Genomic DNA, 22,080 nt, shown 5'->3' on the forward strand with positions numbered 1-22,080 from the left:
AAACAGAATTTCCCCAATCGTACATCTTTGGATATCTTTGGTAAGTCATGAATTCTACCTACTTAAATATCTTGTCTAATTTTAAACTATTTTGTTTATAATTAAATTTTTCACTATTCTCACCAGCTAATTCTGCACGAATATTATGTAGTAAGGAGGTGATGAATAATGTCTTTTGCACTTGCAGACTGGATGCTCTATACGTTGTGGGCTGCTTTCGGACTTATGCTTATTGATTTTCTGATAGCTTTTGTAAAATCATTTTGGAAAGGCTCATTCAGCCCAACATTAGTTTTAGACTATCTTAAGGATGTCCTCTACTTCATCTTCCCATTAAATATCCTCATTTCAATGCTCTCCATAGACCCGTCAGGATGGATACTGGTAACCTTCTATTTTATTGGCGGTATCGCCATTTCTCTCAAGTATTTATTTGATATATATAAGAAATTTAAATAATTTGGTTTATAGAAATCCTCCCTTTTCGGAGGGTTTTTTTGATGAAAATATTTCTTCATGCCCGACACCTTTCTTGTCAACATGGAAGCCTACTTTTCATAAAATATTCCACAAATTTAAGAAGGGATGTGAGACCTTGAGGAACTATCAGTGGGTCAAATGGCGGAAAATTATCCTCTGGGTTGCGGTTTTCGTGTTTTTAGTCATGCTGTTGGTAAAAGGAGGACCTGCAGCATGGAATATCGCGATAACTATTTTGGGTTTTGTCTTCCAATTGTTTTTTGCCATGATGTTTATGATTATTCAGTTTGTTGCTCTATTTTGGTTTCTGGCCAGGGGGAGAACCTATTGGATCTTGCCAGGTGAAACAGGTTCCTCTTGGGATGATTATCGGGGAAACCCTGAAATTGTAGAAAATGCCAAGCGTATTGTCACCCTCCTTAAAGGTGTGAAGGAATTTAAGGAAATGGGGGGCGAAGCTATAAGGGGATTATTGCTTTGCGGACCGCCCGGGACAGGAAAATCTTACTTGGCCCAAGTCATAGCGAATGAAGCACAAGTACCATTCGCCTATGCATCTGCCCCTAGCTTTCAAAATATGTTCTTCGGTGTAGGAAACCTTAAAGTCATGGGTTTGTATAAAAAAGCAAGAAAACTTGCCAAATTATATGGCGCCTGCATTATCTTCATCGACGAAATTGATGCCATCGGAATGAGCCGTCAATCAGGCGGCGGAGGCGGCGGAATGATGGGAGGGATGATGGGAATGGGCGGCGCCGGCCTTTTAAATGAGCTCCTTCTGCAAATGGATCCCCCGAATATTGACAGCTCCTGGTTTGCCAAGCTTCTGCGCACGCTAGGGTTAAGGCGTAAAAAGGCTGAACGGCCTCCGGTTTTGACGATTGGAGCGACCAACCTCCCGGATGTTCTTGACCAAGCGCTGCTCAGACCCGGCCGTTTCGACCGAAAGCTTTGGGTCGATTCCCCTGACTATGATGGTCGGGTAGACGTCTTCTTATATTATCTTCAAAAAATCAAGCGTGATAAGTCGCTGACTCCAGAACGTGCTGCACTAGACACCATCGGCTATAGTCCAGCCCAAATTAAGCATATTGTCAACGAATCAATTGTCATCGCTCACCAGCGCGGGGCACAGGTTTCCAGCTATGAGGATTTCCGAAACGCAATGGAAACATATGAATGGGGGCTCAAACAGCCGCTTCGTTCAATGAGTGAAGATGAAAAACGCAATGTTGCTTATCACGAGGCTGGTCATGCAGTGGCACAGTACCTGTTGAAACCGCATGAACGTGTTTGGAAGGTTACCATCATTCGGCGTGGCGGTGCCCTCGGTCTTGCGGCCACGAAACCAACCCATGAAAGATATAACCGAAGTGACAGTGAAATTCTTGCGGAAATTCAAGTATGTCTCGCTGCCAGGGCAGTCGAGGAAGAATTCCTCGGGAAAAAATTAAATGGCGTCACATCTGACCTGCGGCAGGCGACAGAGCTTGCCGGTGCGTACCTCGGTATTGTTGGAATGGGAGATGAATTGTTCAGTTGGCTTGCCTTAGGGTCGAGAGCCGATGGCTTAAGAGCACTTCGTACAAAAATAAACCAGCTGTTAAAGGATGAAATGACCAATGTGAAAAAGCTGGTTCTTGAGAATGCTGCCTTCGTCCACGCCATTGCAGAAGAACTGCTTAAGCGGGGCGATTTAACAGGGGATGAAATTGAGCAAATATATACAGGCCTGAATGGCCAACAGAGCTTGGGAATGCCAGAGGTTGGGGCATAATTTTAAAAAATAAGAGGCCAGTTAATCATTTGATTGACTGGTTATTTTAATTTGTAGTTGTCGACGGTTTAAAAATGATGTTGAAATTTTTGGAAAAAAACAACTATCATGTAAGCGCTGACAAATAGTACTCTTAGACTATTAATTGTTTTACATTCCTAGGTATTTTACCATTTACCTAGGAGTTATTTCGTATTTTTCAAGGGGGAAAGTGGATGAAAAAGAAGTGGTTTTATACCGTAGCATTAGCCGGGTTAATTGCTATTCCATTATCGGGTTTTAGTTCGGATGCAAAGAGTAAAATGAAGATTATGCCAAATCAAATCACGTTAGAGAGTGGAGGAACTAGTGTTCCGTATAGTTTGATACCTAATTTCCCATCATTTTATCATCAGCCAATGGATGGGATCATTTCAGGGGCGCTTGGCTGTGTTCCCGATAAACATGAGTTTAACAAGAGTACTCCGGGTGAGCACATTGTTTTTACCGCGGGGATAGGTGAATTTAGTACTGAAGAACAAGCATTAGCCTTAAATGATGATTTTACCATTTATGTTGAGATTACTAGTAATGGTCAAAGGGTTTTAGAATTGCCTTTTGAATATCATAGAGCACCTGATGGAACAACAGTTGACCCGAATACCAAAAAGCCATTTTGGGTAAGTGCTCTTTACTTCAAAAGTATAAAAGAGGGGCCAATTGAGAGAAAGGGTATTGACCTCCCAACAGGAGAGTATAACTACAAATTTAAAGTAAAGGTAAATGGCAAAAACGGCCATATTCTTGATGTCTGGGTACCAAAAAATCATAAATTCACGATTATCGACGCCACTGATACCAATTAATAAACTTGACTCGAGATGAGGAGCAGAACGGAGCTCCTCGTTTCTTTGAATATCAGAGTTTAATATATTTAGAGGAGTTAAAACATGAATAAAAACAGGAAAAAATATAATATTTATCTCGGCCTAGTCTTCATTCTCTTATTTGTGATATCTGGCTGCAGCAGTACCAATACAGCAAAGGAATCTTCTGAAAATAAGAGTGGAACGATAGAAACTAAAAAGGATCAAACAAAACAGGAAACGCAGCCTGTTTTACCTGGTGAAATCATCCTTTCAACGGAAAAAGGAGTGGTTGGAACACCGGTACAGTTTACGATAAAGGGGCTTGAACCGAATACAGATACAAAGCTTGAATGGAAAACCGTTGAAGGTAAATACGATTTGAAGGGGTTGTATGAATTTACCGGCGTTTCGTTTAAGGATAAGGTGGTACCATTAACAAGCGGTAAAAGTGATGGGAATGGACAAATGGAAGGAGACTTTTCGGTTCCGAGTGGATTCGGCGGAAACCACACCATCTATGTCAATCAAGGGAATAAATTAATGACACAAGCAAACATCCAGGTAAATCCAACTTTTAAAATGTCACCTGAATCGGGACCAATTGGCACTGAAATCACCATTACTGCTGACGGAATTGGTTATGCGGATATGGAAAGGAACTGGCAGTTAACATATGATAATAAGTTTACTGGACTTCTGACCGCCATAACTACTGATGGAAAAGCTGTCGCCAAGATGCGCGCATCGGGTGGACTTGGAAAGCATACTTTGACGATTTGGCATGGTTACTTAGGGATGGCTTATATAAATCATGAACAAGCCCCAACCTCTTATTTACCGGTCCCATTTTTCACATTTACTGTAACTGATGAAAAAATCGATAAAACTCAGCGAGTTGAAGCGATTCCAACTGCTGCAGATGGCGGGGTTGTGATGCCTGAGTTAAAAAATGAATCAGGAGTTAAAGTAACCCTGGATAAAGATTCCGGAGTGGTGGGAGAATCAGTAAAAATGAGTGCAAGCGGCCTGCCAAAAAATCAAAAAATAGATCTAGTTTTTAATACAATGAGAGGAAGCCGTGTTTCCGGAAATGGATTTGGTGAAAAGCAATTAGATTTATTTTCGATTCAAACTGATGACCAAGGTTCATTCACTAAATCATTTCCAGTTCCCGATGACTTAGGAGGAATCCCGCACCGAATTGATTTAAAAGTAAATGGAAAAATTTATGGACAGACCTACCTAAGCATTACTCCGTCTATTGTAAAAATGACACAAACTTCAGGCCCTGCCGGAACCCCAGTCCAGATAGAGATAAAAGGGGTAGGCTGGACTGAATATGATAATACCTATAATATCACTTATGATAATGCTTACGTAGGTTACGTCTGCGGCTTTAACACTGCCGGAACAGTAATTGTAAACATGGTTGCTTCAGGCGAACCAGGATACCATATTATTGACTTTTACCCGGGAATTTATAGAGGAAAACAACAGAAGCCTGATATCTACCTTGCACCGCAGTTGACCTACGGAGAAGATCATCCAGGCAGTTCAATACCGGCAATCCGTTTAGGATTTGAAGTTACTAATCCTTAAAACTATTTCTACCTAAAGTTAAACTTATAAGACAGAACCTGCCTGTAAATAATAATGGTAAAGATGTATATCTCATCTTTTAAAAATGAAAATATCCTTTACGCTTTTTGTATTTTGGTATGTGCTTGAAAGAGGTAAGCCAATAAGCAGTGAAATATTGAAGGAGCATTCTCTTTTATGGAAAAAGGGATGCTCCTTTATTTATTTAAATTAGCGGTGAGTTAGTATTTTTCCGATGCATGATTGGAAAATTTGTTTGCAAGATGGTGTAGTTCAAAAGCCAGATATTGGCTGTGTGAAAAGCTATCAAACAATTATAGAAGGGGAAGATGTATTTCTTCTTATTGATGAAGGATAATTGGGAGCAGGAGAGCCTCGCCCAAAAAATGGTGGAGCTCTCTTTAAATTGTCCAAAGGGAACAATCCAAAAATTATCCAAGTTATATCCCCTCATCTTTCAGAGTAGAAAAAGGCATTGAAAAAAATAAAAATAGCAATGGAATTTGGATGAGCATTTGGCCCATCATGGAATCTTCAAGTTCTGTTCTAACAGTCAGTCTACATAATATTATTATCGATAAAACTAAGGGGGATATTCCAGTTCATCTTCGTTCCCACTTTAAAATGAAATTTCTTGCTTAAGTTCTTCCAACACTAAAAAGTTTTTAATTAACTTAAAACAAAATTTATAGCAAGGGGAGATTAAAACCTCTTGATAAAACTAATATAATTAGTTAAAATATTAATATAGGTAGTTTTTTGGAAGATGTGTAAGTGGATAATCCAAATGAACGGGGGATTTTGTAAATGAGCTTGCTTGCCGGTCTGCAGTCAATTAATATTGCGTTGCGATTTTTGTTAGAACTTTGTTCTCTTTTCGCAGTGGGTTATTGGGGGTATAAAACTGGAGAGAGTCTTGTTGTTCAATGGATTCTAGCGGTTGGCGGCCCTTTAGTTTTGGCTGTAATATGGGGACTGATGGGATCCCCAAAAGCACCGATAAAATTATCTGAACCTTTTTATTTTATTTTGGAGATCATTGTGTTTGGCCTGCCAGTCTTATTGCTTGCTCTACTTGGAAAAAATGAGCTTGCTTGGTTTATAGGGATTGTTGTGGTAATAAATAAAATTTTAATGATTATATGGAAACAATAATGCGGAAGATGTTTATCTCCTTTTTTAATGAATATATCCTTTAGACTTTTTGTATTTTGAATTAGAATATCTCTGAATCAAGATAATAATTTTTGAAAATAAGACTAAAAATAAATAAAAAAGGATTGAGGCAAATGGAAAAATTCCATCAGAAACCTAATGTTTATGTCGGAGAAGTTAGCATAAACGTAAAAAATCTGGATTACTCGCTTACTTTTTACCAGAATATTATTGGTTTGCAGATATTGGAAAGATCAGACGGTCGTGCGGTTTTAACACCAGATGGAAAAACACCGTTATTAACACTGGAGCAGCCTAAAGATGTTATCCCGAAGGTGGAACATACCTCCGGTCTTTATCATTTTGCAATTCTCTTGCCAACGCGTGCGGATTTATCAGTGTTTTTACGCCATTTGCTTGAGTCCGGTTACCCGTTAGGCGCTGCTGATCATTATGTAAGTGAGGCATTGTATTTAAACGATCCTGACGGAAATGGGATAGAAGTTTATCGGGACCGTCCTTCAAGTGAATGGAACTGGAACAACGGACTAGTTTCTATGGCCACAGAACAGCTGGATGGGAATGGTATTCTGGCAGAAAGTAATGCGGAATGGACTGGTCTGCCTGCGGGAACGATCATGGGTCATATTCATCTTCATGTTGGGGATTTGAAAAAAGCGGAAGAATTTTATACTAAAGGTTTAGGTTTTGAAATTGTAAGTTACTATCCGCAAGCAGTATTCCTGTCGACAGGAGGGTACCACCACCATATTGCAATCAACACTTGGCAGGGGGAAGGGGCGCCGACACCACCACGAAATAGTGTGGGACTTAATTGGTATACTCTTGTTTTTCCGGATGATGCAGCGAGGGAAGATGTTGTAAAGCGGGTTCGTGAGTTGGGCGCATCGGTAAGAAAAGAAGATGGATTTGTAGAGACCAGCGACCCTTCTGGAAATCGGATTCGAATGGTTTTAATATAGATAAACGATCCGCTACCTTGAATTTCCGTAAATCCCAAAAAACATAAAAAGGGTACCGTCCTAAAGCGTAATAAATAACCTTCCAATCATGTAGTTTTGGAAGGTTTATTTAAGGTATTTAACTATTTCTGTTCTGCTCTAAGAAAAATTCAGTCATCTCTTTTCGTATCTGAGAAATATGTTTTTCCATCAGCTGTTTGGCTAGAAGGGAGTCTCCTGTGGCAATAGCTAAATAAATTTGTTTATGTTCATCAAACGTATCTTCTACACTTTCGGAATCAGTCAATCGCAATTTCCGGGTAGCCCGAATGGTATCTTCCATACGTTCGCTAAGCGACTGAATCAACTGGAGAAAGATAGAGTTATGGGAAGCGCGGACAATATTCTTATGGAAATTGACATCTGCTTGAAGCCCAAGTTCCACATCATCATTGGAATTTCTCATTAATACCAGTGAATCAAGGATTTGCTCCAGGTCATCGGTTGTGGCTCTTAGTGATGCCAAAAAGGCGCATTCTACCTCCAAAACGCGGCGTAGCTCAAGCATTTCAAATATTAATTTTTTTTTATTATTTACGATTGAGAAGGAAAAATCACTCTTCGAATCAGGAATAGGGACTGCTTTTATGAAGGTCCCGCTGCCTTGTCTAATTTCTATAAACCCTTCAATCTCCAGCTTCCGCAATGCCTCTCTTACCGATGTCCGGCTGATATTAAAAAAACCCGCAAGTTCTCTCTCCGTTGGCAGCTTTTCTCCTGGAGGAAGTTTTCCATTTAAAAAAGATTCTTTTATTTGATCAATGACCACTTCATATGCTTTTTTCCTTGGCTGCTGCATGTCTTTTTTCATCCCTCTCAATTTCACCAACCATCATAATATTATCATAAAAAATTTTTTCAGCAGTTACAATTTTATAATTCAAAATGGTTGATTTTTTCAGACTATTCACTATAATAAATTAAAGGTTGGACCAATTTCAAGTGATTAAAAATTGGTATGACCTATTGCGTAGAAATTTAGAGGAATCAGGTGAAAGTAATGTTAACAACCGAAGAATTGGTAGCTTCGCTGAAAAGTGTGTTACCAGCTGAACAAGTATCCATCAATGAAACGATTAGAGAGCAGCATGGAAAGGATGAATCGTATCATACCCCAAGCTTGCCGGATGTAGTTGTTTTTCCTGCTTCGACAGAAGAAGTAAGTAAGATATTGAAACTGGCTAGTCAATACAAAGTACCGGTCGTGCCATTTGGAAGAGGAACCAGCTTAGAAGGTCACATCATTCCATATGACCACGGAATTACGATAGATTTTTCTCTTATGAACAAGGTTTTAGAAGTAAGGGAAAATGATTTCCTCGTGAGAGTACAGCCGGGAGTTACGCGCACCCAGTTAAATAAAGAACTCAAAAAATATGGGCTGTTTTTCTCCGTTGACCCGGGAGCGGATGCAACCTTAGGAGGTATGGCAGCAACGAATGCCAGCGGAACGACAGCAGTCAGATATGGAGTGATGCGCGACCAAGTCCGTGATTTAGAGGTTGTTCTTGCAGACGGCACGGTGATACATACTGGTAACTTAGCGGAAAAATCTTCATCCGGCCTGCATTTAAACGGATTGTTTGTCGGGTCTGAAGGAACGCTCGGCTGCTTCACTGAGTTAACGTTGCGTGTCTACGGTATTCCGGAATATGTGATGGCAGCGCGAGCATCATTTCCGTCCGTCCAGAATGCCGTCTCGGCTGTGGTTGGCATTTTACAGGCAGGAATTCCTGTAGCACGAGTGGAGCTTGTCGACGAACCCTCTATGAAACAAGTAAACTTGTTTAACGATACGAATTATAAGGAACAGCCAACATTGTTTATGGAATTTCACGGAAACGAGGCAGGCTTAAAACAGGACGTGGAATTTATGAAGGAAATCGTCGCCGACTATCAGTGTGAAGGCATTGAATATGAAACCGATCAGGCTGCGTTAAACCAGCTATGGGAAGCCCGTCATAATTTGGCCTATGCCTTTATTCACGGCTATCCTGGTAAAAAAATGATGACAACAGATGTTTGTGTACCCATTTCAGATTTGGGAGCAGCCATTGATAATGCAAGAGAGGCTTTAAATAAATTAGATTTGCCAGGAGGCATCGTGGGGCATGTCGGCGATGGCAATTTTCATGCGCTCATCATGATTGATATAAATAACCCTGAAGAAATTAGAAAATCAGAAGAATTCAATGAAGTCATCGTGATCGATGCTCTTGAACGAGGCGGTACTTGTACTGGAGAACATGGAGTCGGAGTAGGAAAGCAGAAATATCAGGAGCGGGAGCACGGACAAGCGCTGCAGGTGATGGAAAGAATCAAACTAGCTCTGGACCCAGAAAACCTCTTGAATCCAAATAAACTTATCAAAGTGAAGCGGGGGTTAGTCTGATGAAAATATTGGAATCTATTAGTTCGATTGCTGGAAAATATTTTGCCGTGTGGGTAATTTTAATTGCGGTTATTGCATTTATTGTACCTGCTCCGTTTTTAGTTTTTAAAGGATATATTACTATCTTATTGGGCGTAGTTATGTTTGGAATGGGTCTGACATTAAAAGCAGTAGATTTTAAACTGGTAATTACCAATCCTATTCCGGTCATTATCGGGGTTTGTGCGCAATTTGTTATCATGCCGATTACCGCTTTTTTAATTGCCTATTTCATGAATTTACCAGCTGAATTGGCTGCAGGGCTTGTTCTTCTAGGGTCCGTCCCAGGAGGAACGGCATCAAACGTCATGGTTTACCTTGCAAAAGGGAATGTTCCACTTTCGATTACGATGACTTCCATTTCCACACTTTTGGCACCGATCGCAACGCCAGCCATTTTCTTGTTGCTTGGCGGTAAATGGATGCCTGTTGATCCGATGGCGATGTTTATGTCGATCGTTCAGGTCATTATTTTTCCAATCATCTTAGGGATTGTTATTAGGAAATTTCTTCCGAAGGTTGTGGATAAAAGTATCACTGTATTACCGTTGATATCAGTTATTGCGATTATCTTGATTGTATCAGCAGTTGTTTCGGGTAGTGCTGATAAAATTGCTTCTGCGGGACTGACAACCTTTGTAGCTGTAATGCTTCACAATGCGTTTGGCCTGTTGCTTGGTTATTTAACCGCCCTTGTATTGAAGCTTGATGAGGGGAATCGCAGGGCTATTTCAATTGAGGTTGGCATGCAAAACTCCGGTTTGGGTGTAGCGCTGGCAACAGCCCATTTTGGCCCACTAGCCGCCATCCCAAGTGTCTGCGGCGCAGTTTGGCACAATATTACTGGACCTATCCTTGCAACGTATTGGTCGAAGAGACCTGCTGATCAGGGGCAAATGAGCAGCGGTAAGGATCAGGAAAAAAAGGTTATTTAATATAGGGAGGCACCTTTTGGTTTAGGTGCCTTTTCTTTGTTTATTTTGCGGTTGGAAAGTATTTTGTTAAAAGTGGAAAGTATAGTGGTTAGTTTGGAAAGTAAATGTTTCATTTTGGAAAATAAAAGCCTTAAGATTGGGAAAGTATTTCTACATATTCGGAAAGTATTTGTAATAAATGGTAAAATTAAAATCTGTCAGTCCTTTTGATACAATTAGTAATAGTAATAAACTCAAGGAGGGAGATCCAAATGTCTCAACAACTTGAAAAGGCAACCTTCGCTGGCGGCTGCTTTTGGTGCATGGTATCGCCGTTTGATGAACAGCCTGGGATTAAAGAGGTCATATCCGGCTACACTGGCGGGCACAAGGAAAATCCCACTTATGAAGATGTACGCTCAGATTCGACCGGACACTATGAAGCAGTTCAAATTACGTTTGACCCGTCAATCTTCCCCTATGAAAAATTGCTCCACATTTTTTGGCGGCAAATCGACCCGACTGATGACGAGGGGCAATTCAGTGACAGAGGTGAGTCTTACAAGACTGCAATTTTTTATCATAATGATATTCAAAGGGAATTGGCTGAAACATCAAAGGCTGAACTGGATGCGAGCGGCCGCTTTCAAAAGCCGATTGTCACTGAAATTATGCCGGCAGGCCCGTTTTATTTGGCTGATGAAAAGCACCAGAATTATTATAAGAAAATCCCTTTTCACTATAACCATTATTTCGAAGCTTCCGGCCGGGCAAAATTCATTCGTGAAAATTGGAAGAAACGCAAAACCGACGAAGAACTTCGTCAAGTGTTAAAACCGCTCCAATACGAGGTAACCAGGAATAACGCTACAGAACCACCATTTCAAAACGAATATTGGGATCATATAAAGGATGGAATCTATGTTGATATCATTTCGGGAGAACCGCTCTTCAGCTCGATAGATAAATTTGATGCAGGCTGCGGCTGGCCAAGTTTTACTAGGCCATTGCGTCGTATCGAACTCGATGAGAGGTTTGATACCTCGCATGGACTTCGGCGGATTGAGGTCCGTGCGAAAACCTCAGACTCGCATTTAGGACATGTATTTGATGACGGTCCTGGACCGGACCGGGCTCGGTATTGCATAAACTCGGCTGCACTTCGGTTTATTCCAAAGGAAAAGCTGGAGGAAGAAGGATACGGAGAGTTTAAGAAATTGTTTGATTAATAATCAATATCAATTTAAATGCCACAGTAAGGCTGACTGTGGTATTTTTATATTACTAAAAGGAAATTATTGGGGGAATAGACTCTGAAATATTGGCTCATTTTTTTTGCCGACATTATGGTGAAGTATTTGATATGGCTTGTCCTTGGAGGAACAGTCCTTATCCCGAAACATAGTGGGGATGGGAAACTCATGCTAGTGATCTATTTTGTTGTTATTTTTTCCTTAATAGTCTCTTTTATGCTGCTAAAGAAAAGCTCTAATAGATTTCTATTTTTGATATGGCTTTTCTTAATGGCTGCACAAAATGTCCTTTACATTATATATTCAATTGATAGTTATAATACTGACTTCACAGGATTTACAATTTTTAGATGGGATTATCTACTTTGGGAACTCGTTATTCCATCAATGGTATTTATTGTACAGATCATTTTTTATATAGTTTATGGAGTAAAAAAGAAATTTGACAGATTATGATATTTTATTAAAAAGAGCGTTTTTGCTAAATTTTATACTTCCTAGATGTTAAAGAAATTCATGGAATTTATAACGTTTCAAGCAGTTAGAGTATTTATATTCCAAACGGTATGTAAGGTTTACAACGCATGAACCGGTAGATGAATTGCCATTCTGTCGTTATAAAAGTTTCATAACGCCCGAAGCAGCTGATGGATTACCTTCCCAGTCGTTATGAAAGGCTCATAACGCCCGAAGCAGTAGGTGAATTGCCGTTCCGGTCGTTATGAAAGGCTCATAACGACCGAAGCAGTAGGTGAATTGCCTATCCAGTCGTTATGAAAGGCCCATAACACCCGAAGCAGTAGATGGATTGCCCATCCGGTCGTTATGAAAGGCTCATAACGCCCGAAGCAGTAGGTGAATTGCCGTTCCGGTCGTTATGAAAGGCTCATAACGCCCGAAGCAGTAGATGGATTGCCCATCCGGTCGTTATGAAGGGGCTCATAACGCCCAAAGCAGCGGCTGGATTGCCGTTCCGGTCGTTATGAAGTGTTAATAACGCCTAGAGAGTTGAATTCTTCTGACCCTAGTCATTAAGAAAATCTCTGCAAATGCATATTCATTAGCTGTCATGGAGGCAGCTTTTTTTATTGGGGGATTTGTTCAAAGTCAGCAACCTAGTGCGGGTTTATTCTTTTATAAAACACTGCTATTCTAAGAATGATAGATTTTGCAGATTTTCCCTAAATAGGAATATTCATAAAACCTTAAGAAATTCTTAAGATTTATCCTGACTTGAATTTAAGATTTGCTGTTTACGATATAGACATGTTGAAGCAAGAAAGAAGGCGAGAGAATTGAACAATTATTTTGTGCTGGTCGTCGATGATGAAAAGGAAATTCGCGATGCCATCGAAATTTACCTCAAAAATGAAGGAATCACTGTCCTCAAGGCAAAGGATGGGATTGAGGCGCTTGAAATATTAAATGAACACACTGTGCACCTGATTATCCTTGATATCATGATGCCTCGGCTTGATGGGATTTCTGCAACCTTTAAAATCCGCGAAAAACAAAATATTCCTATCATTATTTTAAGCGCGAAAACCGAGGATACAGATAAGATTTTGGGCCTTCAGGTCGGTGCGGACGATTACGTAACCAAGCCTTTTAACCCGATGGAGCTTGTCGCCCGCGTGAAATCTCAGCTGCGAAGGTATGTCACATTAGGTACATATGGCGGAATCAAAAAAGTAATTGATTTAAATGGTCTTACCCTAGACCAAGAAGCAAAAGAAGTGACGGTACATGGGGAGCCGGTCAAGCTGACGCCGATAGAATATAAGATTGTCGAGCTGTTGATGACCAATGCTGGCCGGGTCTTTTCTATTGATGAAATTTATGAGCGGGTCTGGAAGGAGCCAGGCTACAATGCGGAAAATACAGTGGCGGTTCACATCCGGAAAATCCGTGAAAAAAATTGAAATTGATCCTAAGAATCCTAGATTTCTAAAGGTGGTGTGGGGCATTGGCTACAAAATGGAAAAGTAGTATTTTGATCTACCTCTGGGCTTTTCTGTTAACGTTCTCGTTGAGCGGCATTCTGACCCTTTTTTCCACGGGAACTAAATACATGAACCGTGACTTTTTCCATACACCGGATTTTAACAGTGAGCTTGATCAATTTGCCGGGTATTTAAGCATGTTTGAGCTAAATGAGACAACGCCGGATGAGGCTAAAGCCGCCATCACTGTTACGAAAGACGAAATTGATGAGCATCGGTACCGCTATGGCGGTTTAGATCAGCAAATCTCGAACATCCGGGCTCAATATGAATCTCGTATTCAAGACGCTCAAGCAGCGAAAAATGATGAGATTGCCAATGCCTTAATTAAAGAAAGAGACGCTAAAATAGAGGACATCAGCAACAATTTTGCCAGCGATGACTGGGTAAAGCCAAAGGTGGTCAAAGAAAAAGAAACGAAAATTGACGAGTATTTTAAGAAAAGAGACCAATTCAAGTATGATTTTTTAAGATACCAAAAAGAATTTACCTACTATTTTAAAGATCCGGAAACTGGAAAAGTTTATAGCAATCAAAAAAATGAAAATCCGCTCAAACAACAAGACATGCTTTATCTAACCGATTTTAGTATAACAAATGATTACTTCATTCACTATGGTCCCGGTGGGTATGAGGACTTGGCCGATGTGTTGGGAGTCAACACACAAAAAACACTGGAAGGTCAAATCGGAATTGCCAAGACGCTTTCCGCATCGTCCCCTCTGATGGCGCAATTTAAAGATTTTAAACGCAATCAGCTGATTGTCCTGAGTTACTGCCTGGCAGGCATCATCGGCTTGCTGTTAAGCCTTTATTTTTCAAAAAAAATAACGGCTGTAAACGCGCAATTGGAAAGTTGGCGGTCTTACTATAACAAGCTTCCGATTGATATTAGAGTGGGACTTTTTCTGCTCACCGCCCTTTTGGCCGTAATATTTATCTTTGTAGTCAATGACAATTTTTATAATATCTATAACAATCTCTATATATTAGCCACCGAAATTGGAATTGGACTGCTAGGGACATCCATTTTTGTAGCTTTCGCTTATGTACAGTGGAAATTTCTACAGGTGGATTTGAAAAGTTGGACTAGGCTGAAGGCAGAATGGCAGAGGAGTTTATCGGTTAAAACATGGCGCAGCGGTAAGAAAGTTTTCAAAAGCGTCCGGACGACCATAGTTGAAGCATTTCTTGATCAAAGCACAGGAACGCAGATGTTCATTTTGCTTGCCGCCGTGTTTTTCATCGGCGCAGCAGCTTTGATGGTGGCGATTAATCCTATTTTTGTTGTCTTTTATATTTTGCTGTTAGCAGGAGCAGGGTTTCCACTTGGAATGTTTTTGTTTAAAAAAGTGGGTTACTTTAATCGTATTTTCCAAAAAACAAATGAGCTGGCGGCTGGAAAACTTGGGGAGGACCTTAATGTAACAGGGAAATCCGTTTTGGCCACATTGGCAGGCAATATTAATGTACTGAAGCAGGGTGTGAAGCACTCTCAGTCCGAGCAGGCTAAGAGTGAACGATTAAAAACGGAACTTATTACAAACGTCAGCCATGATCTTAGGACGCCTCTGACCTCCATCATTACCTATACGGAATTATTAAAGGGCAATGATGTGTCGGAGGAGGAAAAGTCAGCATATCTCGAAATAATTGACCGAAAATCAAAGCGATTAAAGGTGTTGATTGATGACTTGTTTGAGGTATCAAAAATGGCAAGTGGCAGTGTTGAGTTGGTAAAGGAAAAAGTGGACCTTGACCAGCTATTGCAGCAGGCCCTCGCAGAATATGATGAAACGATTCGTGCATCCAGTCTGCAATTCCGGGTAAACCAAGCAGGACAGCCGATTTATTCCCTTGTCGACGGCCAGAAGCTGTGGAGAGTTTTTGATAACCTAATTGGCAATATCCTGAAATATTCGCATGAAAATACACGTGTCTATATTTCCATTAAAACTGTGGAACAGCAAGCCCTCATCACGTTTAAAAATGTCTCCAAATATGAGCTGAGCGATAATGTCGATGAGTTGTTTGAACGCTTCAAGCGCGGCGATACCTCCCGCCATACAGACGGGTCAGGTCTCGGTCTTGCCATTGTCAAATCAATTATCGACCTTCATGATGGGAAATTGGATATTGAAGCGGATGGCGATTTATTTAAAGTCATTATTACTTTGCGGCTTGCGGATTAAGCGCAGGAAAAAAATAGCGTTAGAAAGGGAACGGGAGATGGAACTGGATTTCACAGAGCTTTATTCGCTCTATTATAAACGGTTGTTTGTGATTAGCTATTCCATTACGAGAGACCGGTATCACGCCGAAGATGTCGTTCAAGAAACGTTCATTAAAGCGTTAAATAAGGCGGGAACGATTGAGGAGCAAGGAAAAATGGGAGCTTGGCTATCGGTGATTGCAGCCAGAACTGCCATTGATTTTATCAGACGTGAGAAAAGAAAAAAAGCTGTCCCTTTTGAACACGATTTGCTTGAACTTATGGGCAAAGAAACAAAACAGAATGTGGAGCAGGAAGTTGAGACAGGTTTGCTTTTTGAAGAGATCAATGAGGCAATCGGGACGTTGCCATATGAGCAACAGGAATTACTGATGCTTAAGTTCACAAAAGGTTTAAAAGAAGAGGAAATCGCAAATGTACTTCAATTGAATCCAAACACGGTAAAAACAAAGATCTACCGGGCCAGAAAAAAACTTAAGCTATTGGTTTTTGAAACGAAAATTGCATAAATTAATTGCCGCTGTCGATGACGGCGGTGTTTTATTTTGCCTAAAAGTTTGATAGTTCACAACAAAAAAACAACTGCATTTTTCTGTAGCAAAAAGGAAAATATGGAATCAAATAGAATAATAATATTATCATTTAAGGCACATATTTTATATGAAATTAGTTATCTGAAAAATCTTGCTATTTTAATTTTGTGATGATAAAATAAAATCACGAACAATATGAAACGAGGTTTTGTAATAAGCAACGAAAATAAACCAGACAAGGGGTGATTTGTTTGGAGGTAAAAAAAGGACAGATTTGTGGCCAAAGAATATCACAAAGGCTGGAGGAATTAGCTGAAATCTCTGAAACAAAAAATGGGGTAACGAGACTATCATTTACAAAAGAGTTTCAAAGAGGCCAAGATTTGGTGAAAAAATGGATGAGTGATGCCGGCATGAAGGTTCGTGTCGACAATCTCAATAATATAATTGGCCGCTACGAAGGTACAAAACCAAGCGCTCCAGCGTTAATGATTGGCTCCCATCTTGATACCGTTATTAACGGTGGAAAATATGACGGGATGTTAGGTGTTATTGCCGGAATCGAAATAGTTCAGGTGCTTTATGAAAATGACACTCGGCTGGACCATCCAATCGAGGTCATCGGCTTTAGCGATGAAGAGGGGGTCAGATTTCACTCCACCTTCCTTGGAAGCAAGGCCGTCGTCGGTACCTTTTCTCCACAAACATTAGAGCTTACAGATGAAACAGGTATCACCTTGGCAAGTGCTCTTGAGGAATTGGGTTTAGAACCGTATCAATACAAATCAGCCGCAAGACCTGCAAATGACGTTCTTGGTTACATAGAACTTCATATTGAACAAGGTCCTGTACTAGAAAAAGAAGGCCTTCCATGTGGAGTAGTAACCGGAATAGCGGGTGCCTCCAGGTTTTCTTTTAAAGTAACCGGTTTTGCTGGTCACGCTGGAACCGTGCCCCTCGACCTTCGCAGGGATGCTCTTTCTGGAGCGGCAGAAATCATTTTAGCAATAGAAAAATTAGCTAAAGAGAACGCGCCGATTGTGGCAACTGTCGGAAAGCTTCAGGTAAATCCGGGGGCAAGCAATGTCATCCCAGGGGAAGTGACGGGAACGCTTGATATTCGTGATACCGATGCAGTCAGAAAATCAAGGGTGATTGACGAAATTCTTCATGCCGCGAACACCATCTGCCAAAAACGCAATCTCTCCTTCCGGGTTGAAAAAATAATGGAAACTGACCCTACACTATGTGAAGCAAAAATTATCGCTGCCATTGAATCGTCTATTCTCTCAAATGGGATGAGGGCCATTCCCTTAATAAGCGGAGCAGGTCATGACGCCATGGCGATGGCAGACCTTACAAAGGTAGGAATGATATTCGTCCGCTGCAAAGAAGGAATCAGCCATAACCCTGCTGAATTCGCAGCCGTAAAAGACATCGAAATGGGTGCCAAAGTCTTGCTGGATACTGTGATCCAATTAACAGTTAAAAATTCAAATATGGAAAAGGAGAAAGTAAATTGAAAACAAACACATTAAGCGCAGAGAAGCAGCAATTAATCAATTATATTGAGGAAAACCAGGCTGAACTAATTAAGTTTTTGCAAGAGCTTGTTTCAATCCCTTCAGATAATCCACCTGGAGATTGCCAAGCAATTGCTGAACATATCTATAAGCGCCTCGATGACTTTGGATTGGAAAACGTATCACTTAATGAAGTAGAAGAAGAAAAAGTGAAGGCAGTTGGAATGATCAGAGCATCCAATGTGGTCGCATACTCTACGTTCGGAAGCGGCGAAGGTCCTGAAATTACCCTGAATTCTCATGGCGATGTAGTGCCACCTGGCCTCGGCTGGACCCAAGATCCGTACGGCGGTAACGTGGTCGATGGAAAAATGTATGGCCGCGGCGTTGCTGTGTCAAAATCGGACATTGCTTCCTATACATTTGCTGTCTTAGCTTTAAGAAAGCTACAGGCTGACCTAAAGGGCAAAATTTCTCTTGCCTTCACCTTCGACGAAGAAACTGGCGGGGATATTGGGCCAAAATGGCTGCTTGATAAAGGACTAATTAACCCGGATATGGCAATTTGCCCAGGATTCACTTATTCGCTGGTGAATGCCCATAACGGCTGCCTTCATTTGGAAGTGAAATTGAAGGGGAAATCTGCCCATGCGGCTGAACCGCAATATGGCCACGACGCTCTTGAAGCCATGACCGGCGTATTAAGTGCATTATACGAATACAGAAAAGGTTTTTCAAAAATTAAATCAAATGTCCCTGGAATCGATTCTCCTAATCTCGTAGTAGGGTTAATTTCTGGCGGTATTAATACAAACGTTGTACCAGATGAGGCGACCATCCGCATTGACAGACGGCTTATTCCAGAGGAAAATCCTCAGGTTGCTGAACTTGAAATTCGTAACGTCATCGCTGAAGCACTGGAAAGCTATGCAGGGGTGGAGGCAGACATCAGTCAAATTCTGCTGGCGCGCGCTTTCGGGCCTGTCCCAGTTGATTCGCCTTTAGTACAATCCATTTCTACTAACTGGACAACAATTATGGGTGGAGAACTGCTGGTGAACGGAGTGCCATTATATACGGATGCCCGTCATTTTTATGAAGCAGGCATTCCTGTCGTCCTCTTTGGGGCCGGTCCGCGTACACTCCTTGAGGCTAATGGACATCGTGCTGACGAGCATATTAAAGTGGATGATCTGTTAAAATCGACCAAAATTGTTACATTAGCTTTATATGATTTATTAACTCAAAAATAATAGGGATATTGAAAGGGTATTCTTCATTTGAGAATATCCTTTCTTCGTTTAAAAATATAGTGATATAATGAGAACAGAATAGATTCTATGAAAAGTACAGCATTTGATTCTCCTTATAAATATTAATAGCAAAGATAGAGGGGTCGGAACATGGTACAATCGATTGATAGAGCCTTAACTATTGTTAACTATGTCAGTTCACAGAAGGGCGGTTTAGGTGTAACGGAGCTGGCCGAAAAATTAGGTTTAAATAAAAGTTCTATATTTCGGATTTTAGCCACCCTTGCCTCCCACGGCTACATTGAACAGGACCCAGATACGAAGAAGTATAAATTAGGTTATAAATATTTGGAATTGAGCGCCAAGCTGTTAGATTCCATTGATATCCGAAAAGAAGCAAAGCCATATTTGCAAGAATTGGTAGATCTATCAAATGAAGTGATCCATTTAATCATTTATTCACAAAAAGAAGCGATCTATATTGAAAAATTAGAGGGCAGTGAAACATTGCGAATGCACTCGCAGGTTGGCAGGCGTGTTCCGATGCATTGCACAAGTGCTGGGAAAGTTTTATTGGCATATTTGCCGACTGAAGAGGTCATGGATATGATCGAGGAAAAAGGTCTGCCAAGACACACAGACAATACAATAACGGACCAAGTTGAATTATTGGATAATCTGCAAAAAATCCGCAAAAAGGGCTATGGAGTAGAGCGGGAAGAAAATGAACCAGGTGTTACTTGTATGGCTGCGCCAATATTTAATCATCTTGGAAATGTGATTGGTGCCGTAAGTATTTCCGGTCCTTCCATGAGAATGACGGAAGCAAGGCTGGATGAACTTAAGGACAAGTTAATTGAAGTTGGTTCATCGATTTCAAGACGCCTTGGGTATAAAGGAGAATAAGTGAAATAAAGACATGACTCTAGGCGAGCATGTCTTTTTACATAAACGTGAGAAGACATGGTTTTGTGAGAAACATGACTTTTTTTGTCGAAATAATAATTAGAAAATTCATAAAAAGGTTATTGAAATCATTTTAAAGCGGTGTTATGATTTCTTTAATAAAACACATTAGAAACGCGGTTTCATAATAAGCAACAATAATTCGAAATGTGCTCAAATAATTAACTGCTCTTTTTTTAGGTATTAACTGAAACAACGTTTCCTAATAAGCAACGAAAAGGGTGGGTGGCCCAAAAAAGATGGCATAATTATTTTTTTGCACATTAAAAGAAACTGTGTTTCATAATAAGCAACAAAGGAGGAAGGATTAATGCAGCTTGCATCTGAACGTAAAGAATATTTACAGGAATTAACGAAAACAATCCGCCGTCACATTGTCAAAATGACCCATCATGCGGGTAGCGGGCATCCAGGTGGATCTTTATCAGCAACCGAATTATTAACAGATTTATTTTTTGAACATATGAATGTCAATCCAAATGAGCCTGATTGGGAGGAAAGGGATATATTCTTTTTATCCAAGGGGCACTGTACACCAGTTTATTATTCGGTTTTGGCCGAAAAAGGGTTCTTCCCAGTTGAAGAACTGATGACCTTCCGAGATGTGGACGGCCGCCTTCATGGCCACCCATGCGGTGAGCATATCCCAGGGGTGGATGCATCATCTGGTTCACTAGGGCAGGGGCTGTCATTAGCGAACGGAGTAGCCATGGCTGCCAAACTTGATGGCAAGCCAAGAAGAGCCTACGTGATGATTGGTGATGGCGAGTCACAGGAAGGGCAAGTTTGGGAAGCAGCAATGACAACAGCCCACTTTAATTTGGATAATGTTTGCGCGATTATCGACTGGAACAAAATCCAGCTAGATGATTACGTAGAAAACATAAAAGGCATGAAGGATTTTAAAGCCAAATGGGAAGCATTCGGCTGGCATGTGATCGAAATTGACGGACATAACCTTGAAGAGGTCCATTCAGCGTTCGAACAGGCGAAGACGGTGAAAGGAAAGCCTACAGCCATTCTGGCGCACACGGTGAAGGGAAAAGGAATCTCATTTATGGAGAATACCCACAAGTGGCACGGGTTAGCTCCAAATGACGAGGAACTAGAATTGGCACTAAAGGAGTTGGTTTAAATGGCAGTACAAAAAGCACCACGCGAAGGCTTTAGCGAAGCTTTAATAAGACTTGGACATCAACATGAAGATTTGGTTGTACTTGATGCAGACTGTGCTAAATCCAATATGACAAATTTTTTCAAGGATCAATTTCCAAACCGATTCTTTAATGTCGGGATTTCTGAATGCGACTTAGTAGGGACGGCCGCCGGATTGGCCATTGGCGGAAAAATCCCCTTTGCCAATGCTTACGCCAACTTTTTAACAGGCCGTGCCTATGACCAAATGCGGATTTCAGTATGCTACTCGAACAATAATGTGAAAATTGTCGGCCATAATGCCGGAACATCGGCAGCACAGGAAGGAGCGACACACCTGCCGCTTGAAGATATTTCGCTTATGCGGTCCTTACCAAGAATGACGGTGATTGTTCCAGCTGATTCCCTGGAAATGGAAAAGGCGGTAGAAGCAGCATATTACCATGAAGGTCCGGTTTACTTAAGGGTTGGAAAGCTGCCTGTTCCAATTGTCACGAAAAAGGAAGACCGTTTCCAAATCGGAAAAGCAATAAAATACCGTGACGGGAACGATGTCACTTTAATCAGTACAGGAATCATGCTTGATGAAACTTTTAAGGCAGCCGAAGCGCTTGCCAATAAAGGGATTCAAGCAGATGTCCTACACATCCACACCATTAAACCAATTGATGTTGAAGCGATTGCGACCTCTGCCGCTAAGACTAAGAGGGTCGTAACAATAGAAGAGCATTCCATAATCGGCGGATTAGGAAGCGCTGTGGCGGAGGTCCTTTCCGAACATTGCCCAGTGCCTTTAAAACGGATTGGCACACAGGACCGCTTCGGAGTATCCGGTAAAATGCATGAGCTTTTGGATTTCTTTGAACTAAGAGCAGCAAACATTACTGCAACTGCAGAAAAACTGGTCGATTCAGCATTAATCAAATAGACCTAGG

The 22,080-nt window shown here is 41.0% G+C and carries 17 protein-coding genes and 2 pseudogenes; 18 read left to right on the forward strand and 1 reads right to left on the reverse strand.

Features of this window, described 5'->3' with window-relative positions; all coding sequences use genetic code 11:
* Window positions 1–168 precede the first annotated feature (168 nt).
* From QNN06_RS13755 to QNN06_RS13785, 7 genes and pseudogenes are all read left to right on the forward strand, one after another.
* Window positions 169–459 (forward strand): hypothetical protein, encoded by a 291-nt coding sequence (locus QNN06_RS13755; RefSeq protein WP_213115825.1) that lies wholly within the window; start codon window positions 169–171, stop codon window positions 457–459.
* Between the two features lie 136 nt (window positions 460–595).
* Window positions 596–2,257 carry an AAA family ATPase gene (locus QNN06_RS13760; protein ID WP_213115824.1) on the forward strand — a complete coding sequence of 554 codons (1,662 nt, stop codon included), beginning with the start codon at window positions 596–598 and terminating at the stop codon, window positions 2,255–2,257.
* A 215-nt stretch (window positions 2,258–2,472) separates the two neighbouring features.
* Complete coding sequence (locus tag QNN06_RS13765) at window positions 2,473–3,102, forward strand: hypothetical protein (RefSeq protein WP_213115823.1); 630 nt, start codon at window positions 2,473–2,475, stop codon at window positions 3,100–3,102.
* An 84-nt stretch (window positions 3,103–3,186) separates the two neighbouring features.
* Window positions 3,187–4,704 (forward strand): hypothetical protein, encoded by a 1,518-nt coding sequence (locus QNN06_RS13770; RefSeq protein WP_284037733.1) that lies wholly within the window; start codon window positions 3,187–3,189, stop codon window positions 4,702–4,704.
* Window positions 4,705–4,913: 209 nt separating this feature from the next.
* A pseudogene (locus QNN06_RS13775) lies at window positions 4,914–5,062 on the forward strand (Rieske (2Fe-2S) protein); the annotation flags it as partial.
* 449 nt (window positions 5,063–5,511) lie between these two features.
* Window positions 5,512–5,859 (forward strand): YrdB family protein, encoded by a 348-nt coding sequence (locus QNN06_RS13780; protein ID WP_213115821.1) that lies wholly within the window; start codon window positions 5,512–5,514, stop codon window positions 5,857–5,859.
* A gap of 134 nt (window positions 5,860–5,993) precedes the next feature.
* Entirely contained in the window at window positions 5,994–6,842 is an 849-nt protein-coding gene (locus QNN06_RS13785; RefSeq protein ID WP_284037734.1) for a VOC family protein, read from the forward strand.
* Window positions 6,843–6,960: 118 nt separating this feature from the next.
* Here the strand turns inward: QNN06_RS13785 and QNN06_RS13790 are convergent, their stop codons facing one another.
* The gene (locus tag QNN06_RS13790; protein WP_284037735.1) at window positions 6,961–7,692 is read right to left on the reverse strand and encodes a FadR/GntR family transcriptional regulator; all 732 of its coding nucleotides are present in this window, start codon (window positions 7,690–7,692) and stop codon (window positions 6,961–6,963) included.
* Between the two features lie 189 nt (window positions 7,693–7,881).
* Here QNN06_RS13790 and QNN06_RS13795 point away from each other — a divergent pair, with 189 nt between their 5' ends.
* From QNN06_RS13795 to QNN06_RS13845, 11 genes and pseudogenes are all read left to right on the forward strand, one after another.
* The gene (locus tag QNN06_RS13795; protein WP_284037922.1) at window positions 7,882–9,273 is read left to right on the forward strand and encodes an FAD-binding oxidoreductase; all 1,392 of its coding nucleotides are present in this window, start codon (window positions 7,882–7,884) and stop codon (window positions 9,271–9,273) included.
* A complete protein-coding gene (locus QNN06_RS13800; RefSeq protein WP_217036576.1) occupies window positions 9,273–10,247 on the forward strand; it encodes a bile acid:sodium symporter family protein in 975 nt (324 codons plus the stop codon). Before QNN06_RS13795 ends, QNN06_RS13800 begins: the two co-directional genes overlap by 1 nt.
* A 251-nt stretch (window positions 10,248–10,498) precedes the next feature.
* Entirely contained in the window at window positions 10,499–11,455 is a 957-nt protein-coding gene (gene msrB / locus QNN06_RS13805; RefSeq protein ID WP_284037736.1) for a peptide-methionine (R)-S-oxide reductase MsrB, read from the forward strand.
* A 1,319-nt stretch (window positions 11,456–12,774) separates the two neighbouring features.
* Window positions 12,775–13,468: pseudogene (locus QNN06_RS13810) on the forward strand (response regulator transcription factor).
* A complete protein-coding gene (locus QNN06_RS13815) occupies window positions 13,446–15,674 on the forward strand; it encodes a sensor histidine kinase (RefSeq protein ID WP_284037737.1) in 2,229 nt (742 codons plus the stop codon). The pseudogene QNN06_RS13810 and the gene QNN06_RS13815 overlap by 23 nt, the downstream one beginning before the upstream one ends.
* A gap of 37 nt (window positions 15,675–15,711) precedes the next feature.
* Complete coding sequence (locus QNN06_RS13820; protein ID WP_284037738.1) at window positions 15,712–16,224, forward strand: RNA polymerase sigma factor; 513 nt, start codon at window positions 15,712–15,714, stop codon at window positions 16,222–16,224.
* 275 nt (window positions 16,225–16,499) lie between these two features.
* The gene (locus tag QNN06_RS13825) at window positions 16,500–17,771 is read left to right on the forward strand and encodes an allantoate amidohydrolase (RefSeq protein ID WP_481819251.1); all 1,272 of its coding nucleotides are present in this window, start codon (window positions 16,500–16,502) and stop codon (window positions 17,769–17,771) included.
* Window positions 17,768–19,024: an ArgE/DapE family deacylase gene (locus QNN06_RS13830; RefSeq protein WP_213115813.1), complete on the forward strand. Its 1,257-nt coding sequence runs from the start codon at window positions 17,768–17,770 to the stop codon at window positions 19,022–19,024. The genes QNN06_RS13825 and QNN06_RS13830 overlap by 4 nt, the downstream gene beginning before the upstream one ends.
* A 150-nt stretch (window positions 19,025–19,174) precedes the next feature.
* Window positions 19,175–19,930, forward strand: coding sequence for an IclR family transcriptional regulator (locus QNN06_RS13835; protein WP_213115812.1), 756 nt, complete (start codon window positions 19,175–19,177; stop codon window positions 19,928–19,930).
* Between the two features lie 370 nt (window positions 19,931–20,300).
* Window positions 20,301–21,125, forward strand: a complete 825-nt coding sequence (locus QNN06_RS13840; RefSeq protein ID WP_213115811.1) for a transketolase — start codon at window positions 20,301–20,303, stop codon at window positions 21,123–21,125.
* Window positions 21,126–22,073, forward strand: a complete 948-nt coding sequence (locus QNN06_RS13845) for a transketolase family protein (protein ID WP_213115810.1) — start codon at window positions 21,126–21,128, stop codon at window positions 22,071–22,073.
* Window positions 22,074–22,080: the final 7 nt, after the last annotated feature.

This window comes from Neobacillus sp. 114 (genome assembly GCF_030127045.1).
Lineage (GTDB): Bacteria > Bacillota > Bacilli > Bacillales > Cytobacillaceae > Neobacillus > Neobacillus rhizophilus.

Bases quoted from the DNA above. Each gene is read 5' to 3' on its own strand.
- QNN06_RS13755 (WP_213115825.1), top strand. From the start codon at position 169: ATGTCTTTTGCACTTGCAGACTGGATGCTCTATACGTTGTGGGCTGCT.
- QNN06_RS13795 (WP_284037922.1), top strand. From the start codon at position 7,882: ATGTTAACAACCGAAGAATTGGTAGCTTCGCTGAAAAGTGTGTTACCA.
- QNN06_RS13820 (WP_284037738.1), top strand. From the start codon at position 15,712: ATGGAACTGGATTTCACAGAGCTTTATTCGCTCTATTATAAACGGTTG.
- QNN06_RS13845 (WP_213115810.1), top strand. From the start codon at position 21,126: ATGGCAGTACAAAAAGCACCACGCGAAGGCTTTAGCGAAGCTTTAATA.
- QNN06_RS13835 (WP_213115812.1), top strand. From the start codon at position 19,175: ATGGTACAATCGATTGATAGAGCCTTAACTATTGTTAACTATGTCAGT.
- QNN06_RS13800 (WP_217036576.1), top strand. From the start codon at position 9,273: ATGAAAATATTGGAATCTATTAGTTCGATTGCTGGAAAATATTTTGCC.
- QNN06_RS13785 (WP_284037734.1), top strand. From the start codon at position 5,994: ATGGAAAAATTCCATCAGAAACCTAATGTTTATGTCGGAGAAGTTAGC.
- QNN06_RS13780 (WP_213115821.1), top strand. From the start codon at position 5,512: ATGAGCTTGCTTGCCGGTCTGCAGTCAATTAATATTGCGTTGCGATTT.
- QNN06_RS13770 (WP_284037733.1), top strand. From the start codon at position 3,187: ATGAATAAAAACAGGAAAAAATATAATATTTATCTCGGCCTAGTCTTC.
- QNN06_RS13840 (WP_213115811.1), top strand. From the start codon at position 20,301: ATGCAGCTTGCATCTGAACGTAAAGAATATTTACAGGAATTAACGAAA.
- msrB (WP_284037736.1), top strand. From the start codon at position 10,499: ATGTCTCAACAACTTGAAAAGGCAACCTTCGCTGGCGGCTGCTTTTGG.
- QNN06_RS13765 (WP_213115823.1), top strand. From the start codon at position 2,473: ATGAAAAAGAAGTGGTTTTATACCGTAGCATTAGCCGGGTTAATTGCT.
- QNN06_RS13790 (WP_284037735.1), bottom strand. From the start codon at position 7,692: ATGAAAAAAGACATGCAGCAGCCAAGGAAAAAAGCATATGAAGTGGTC.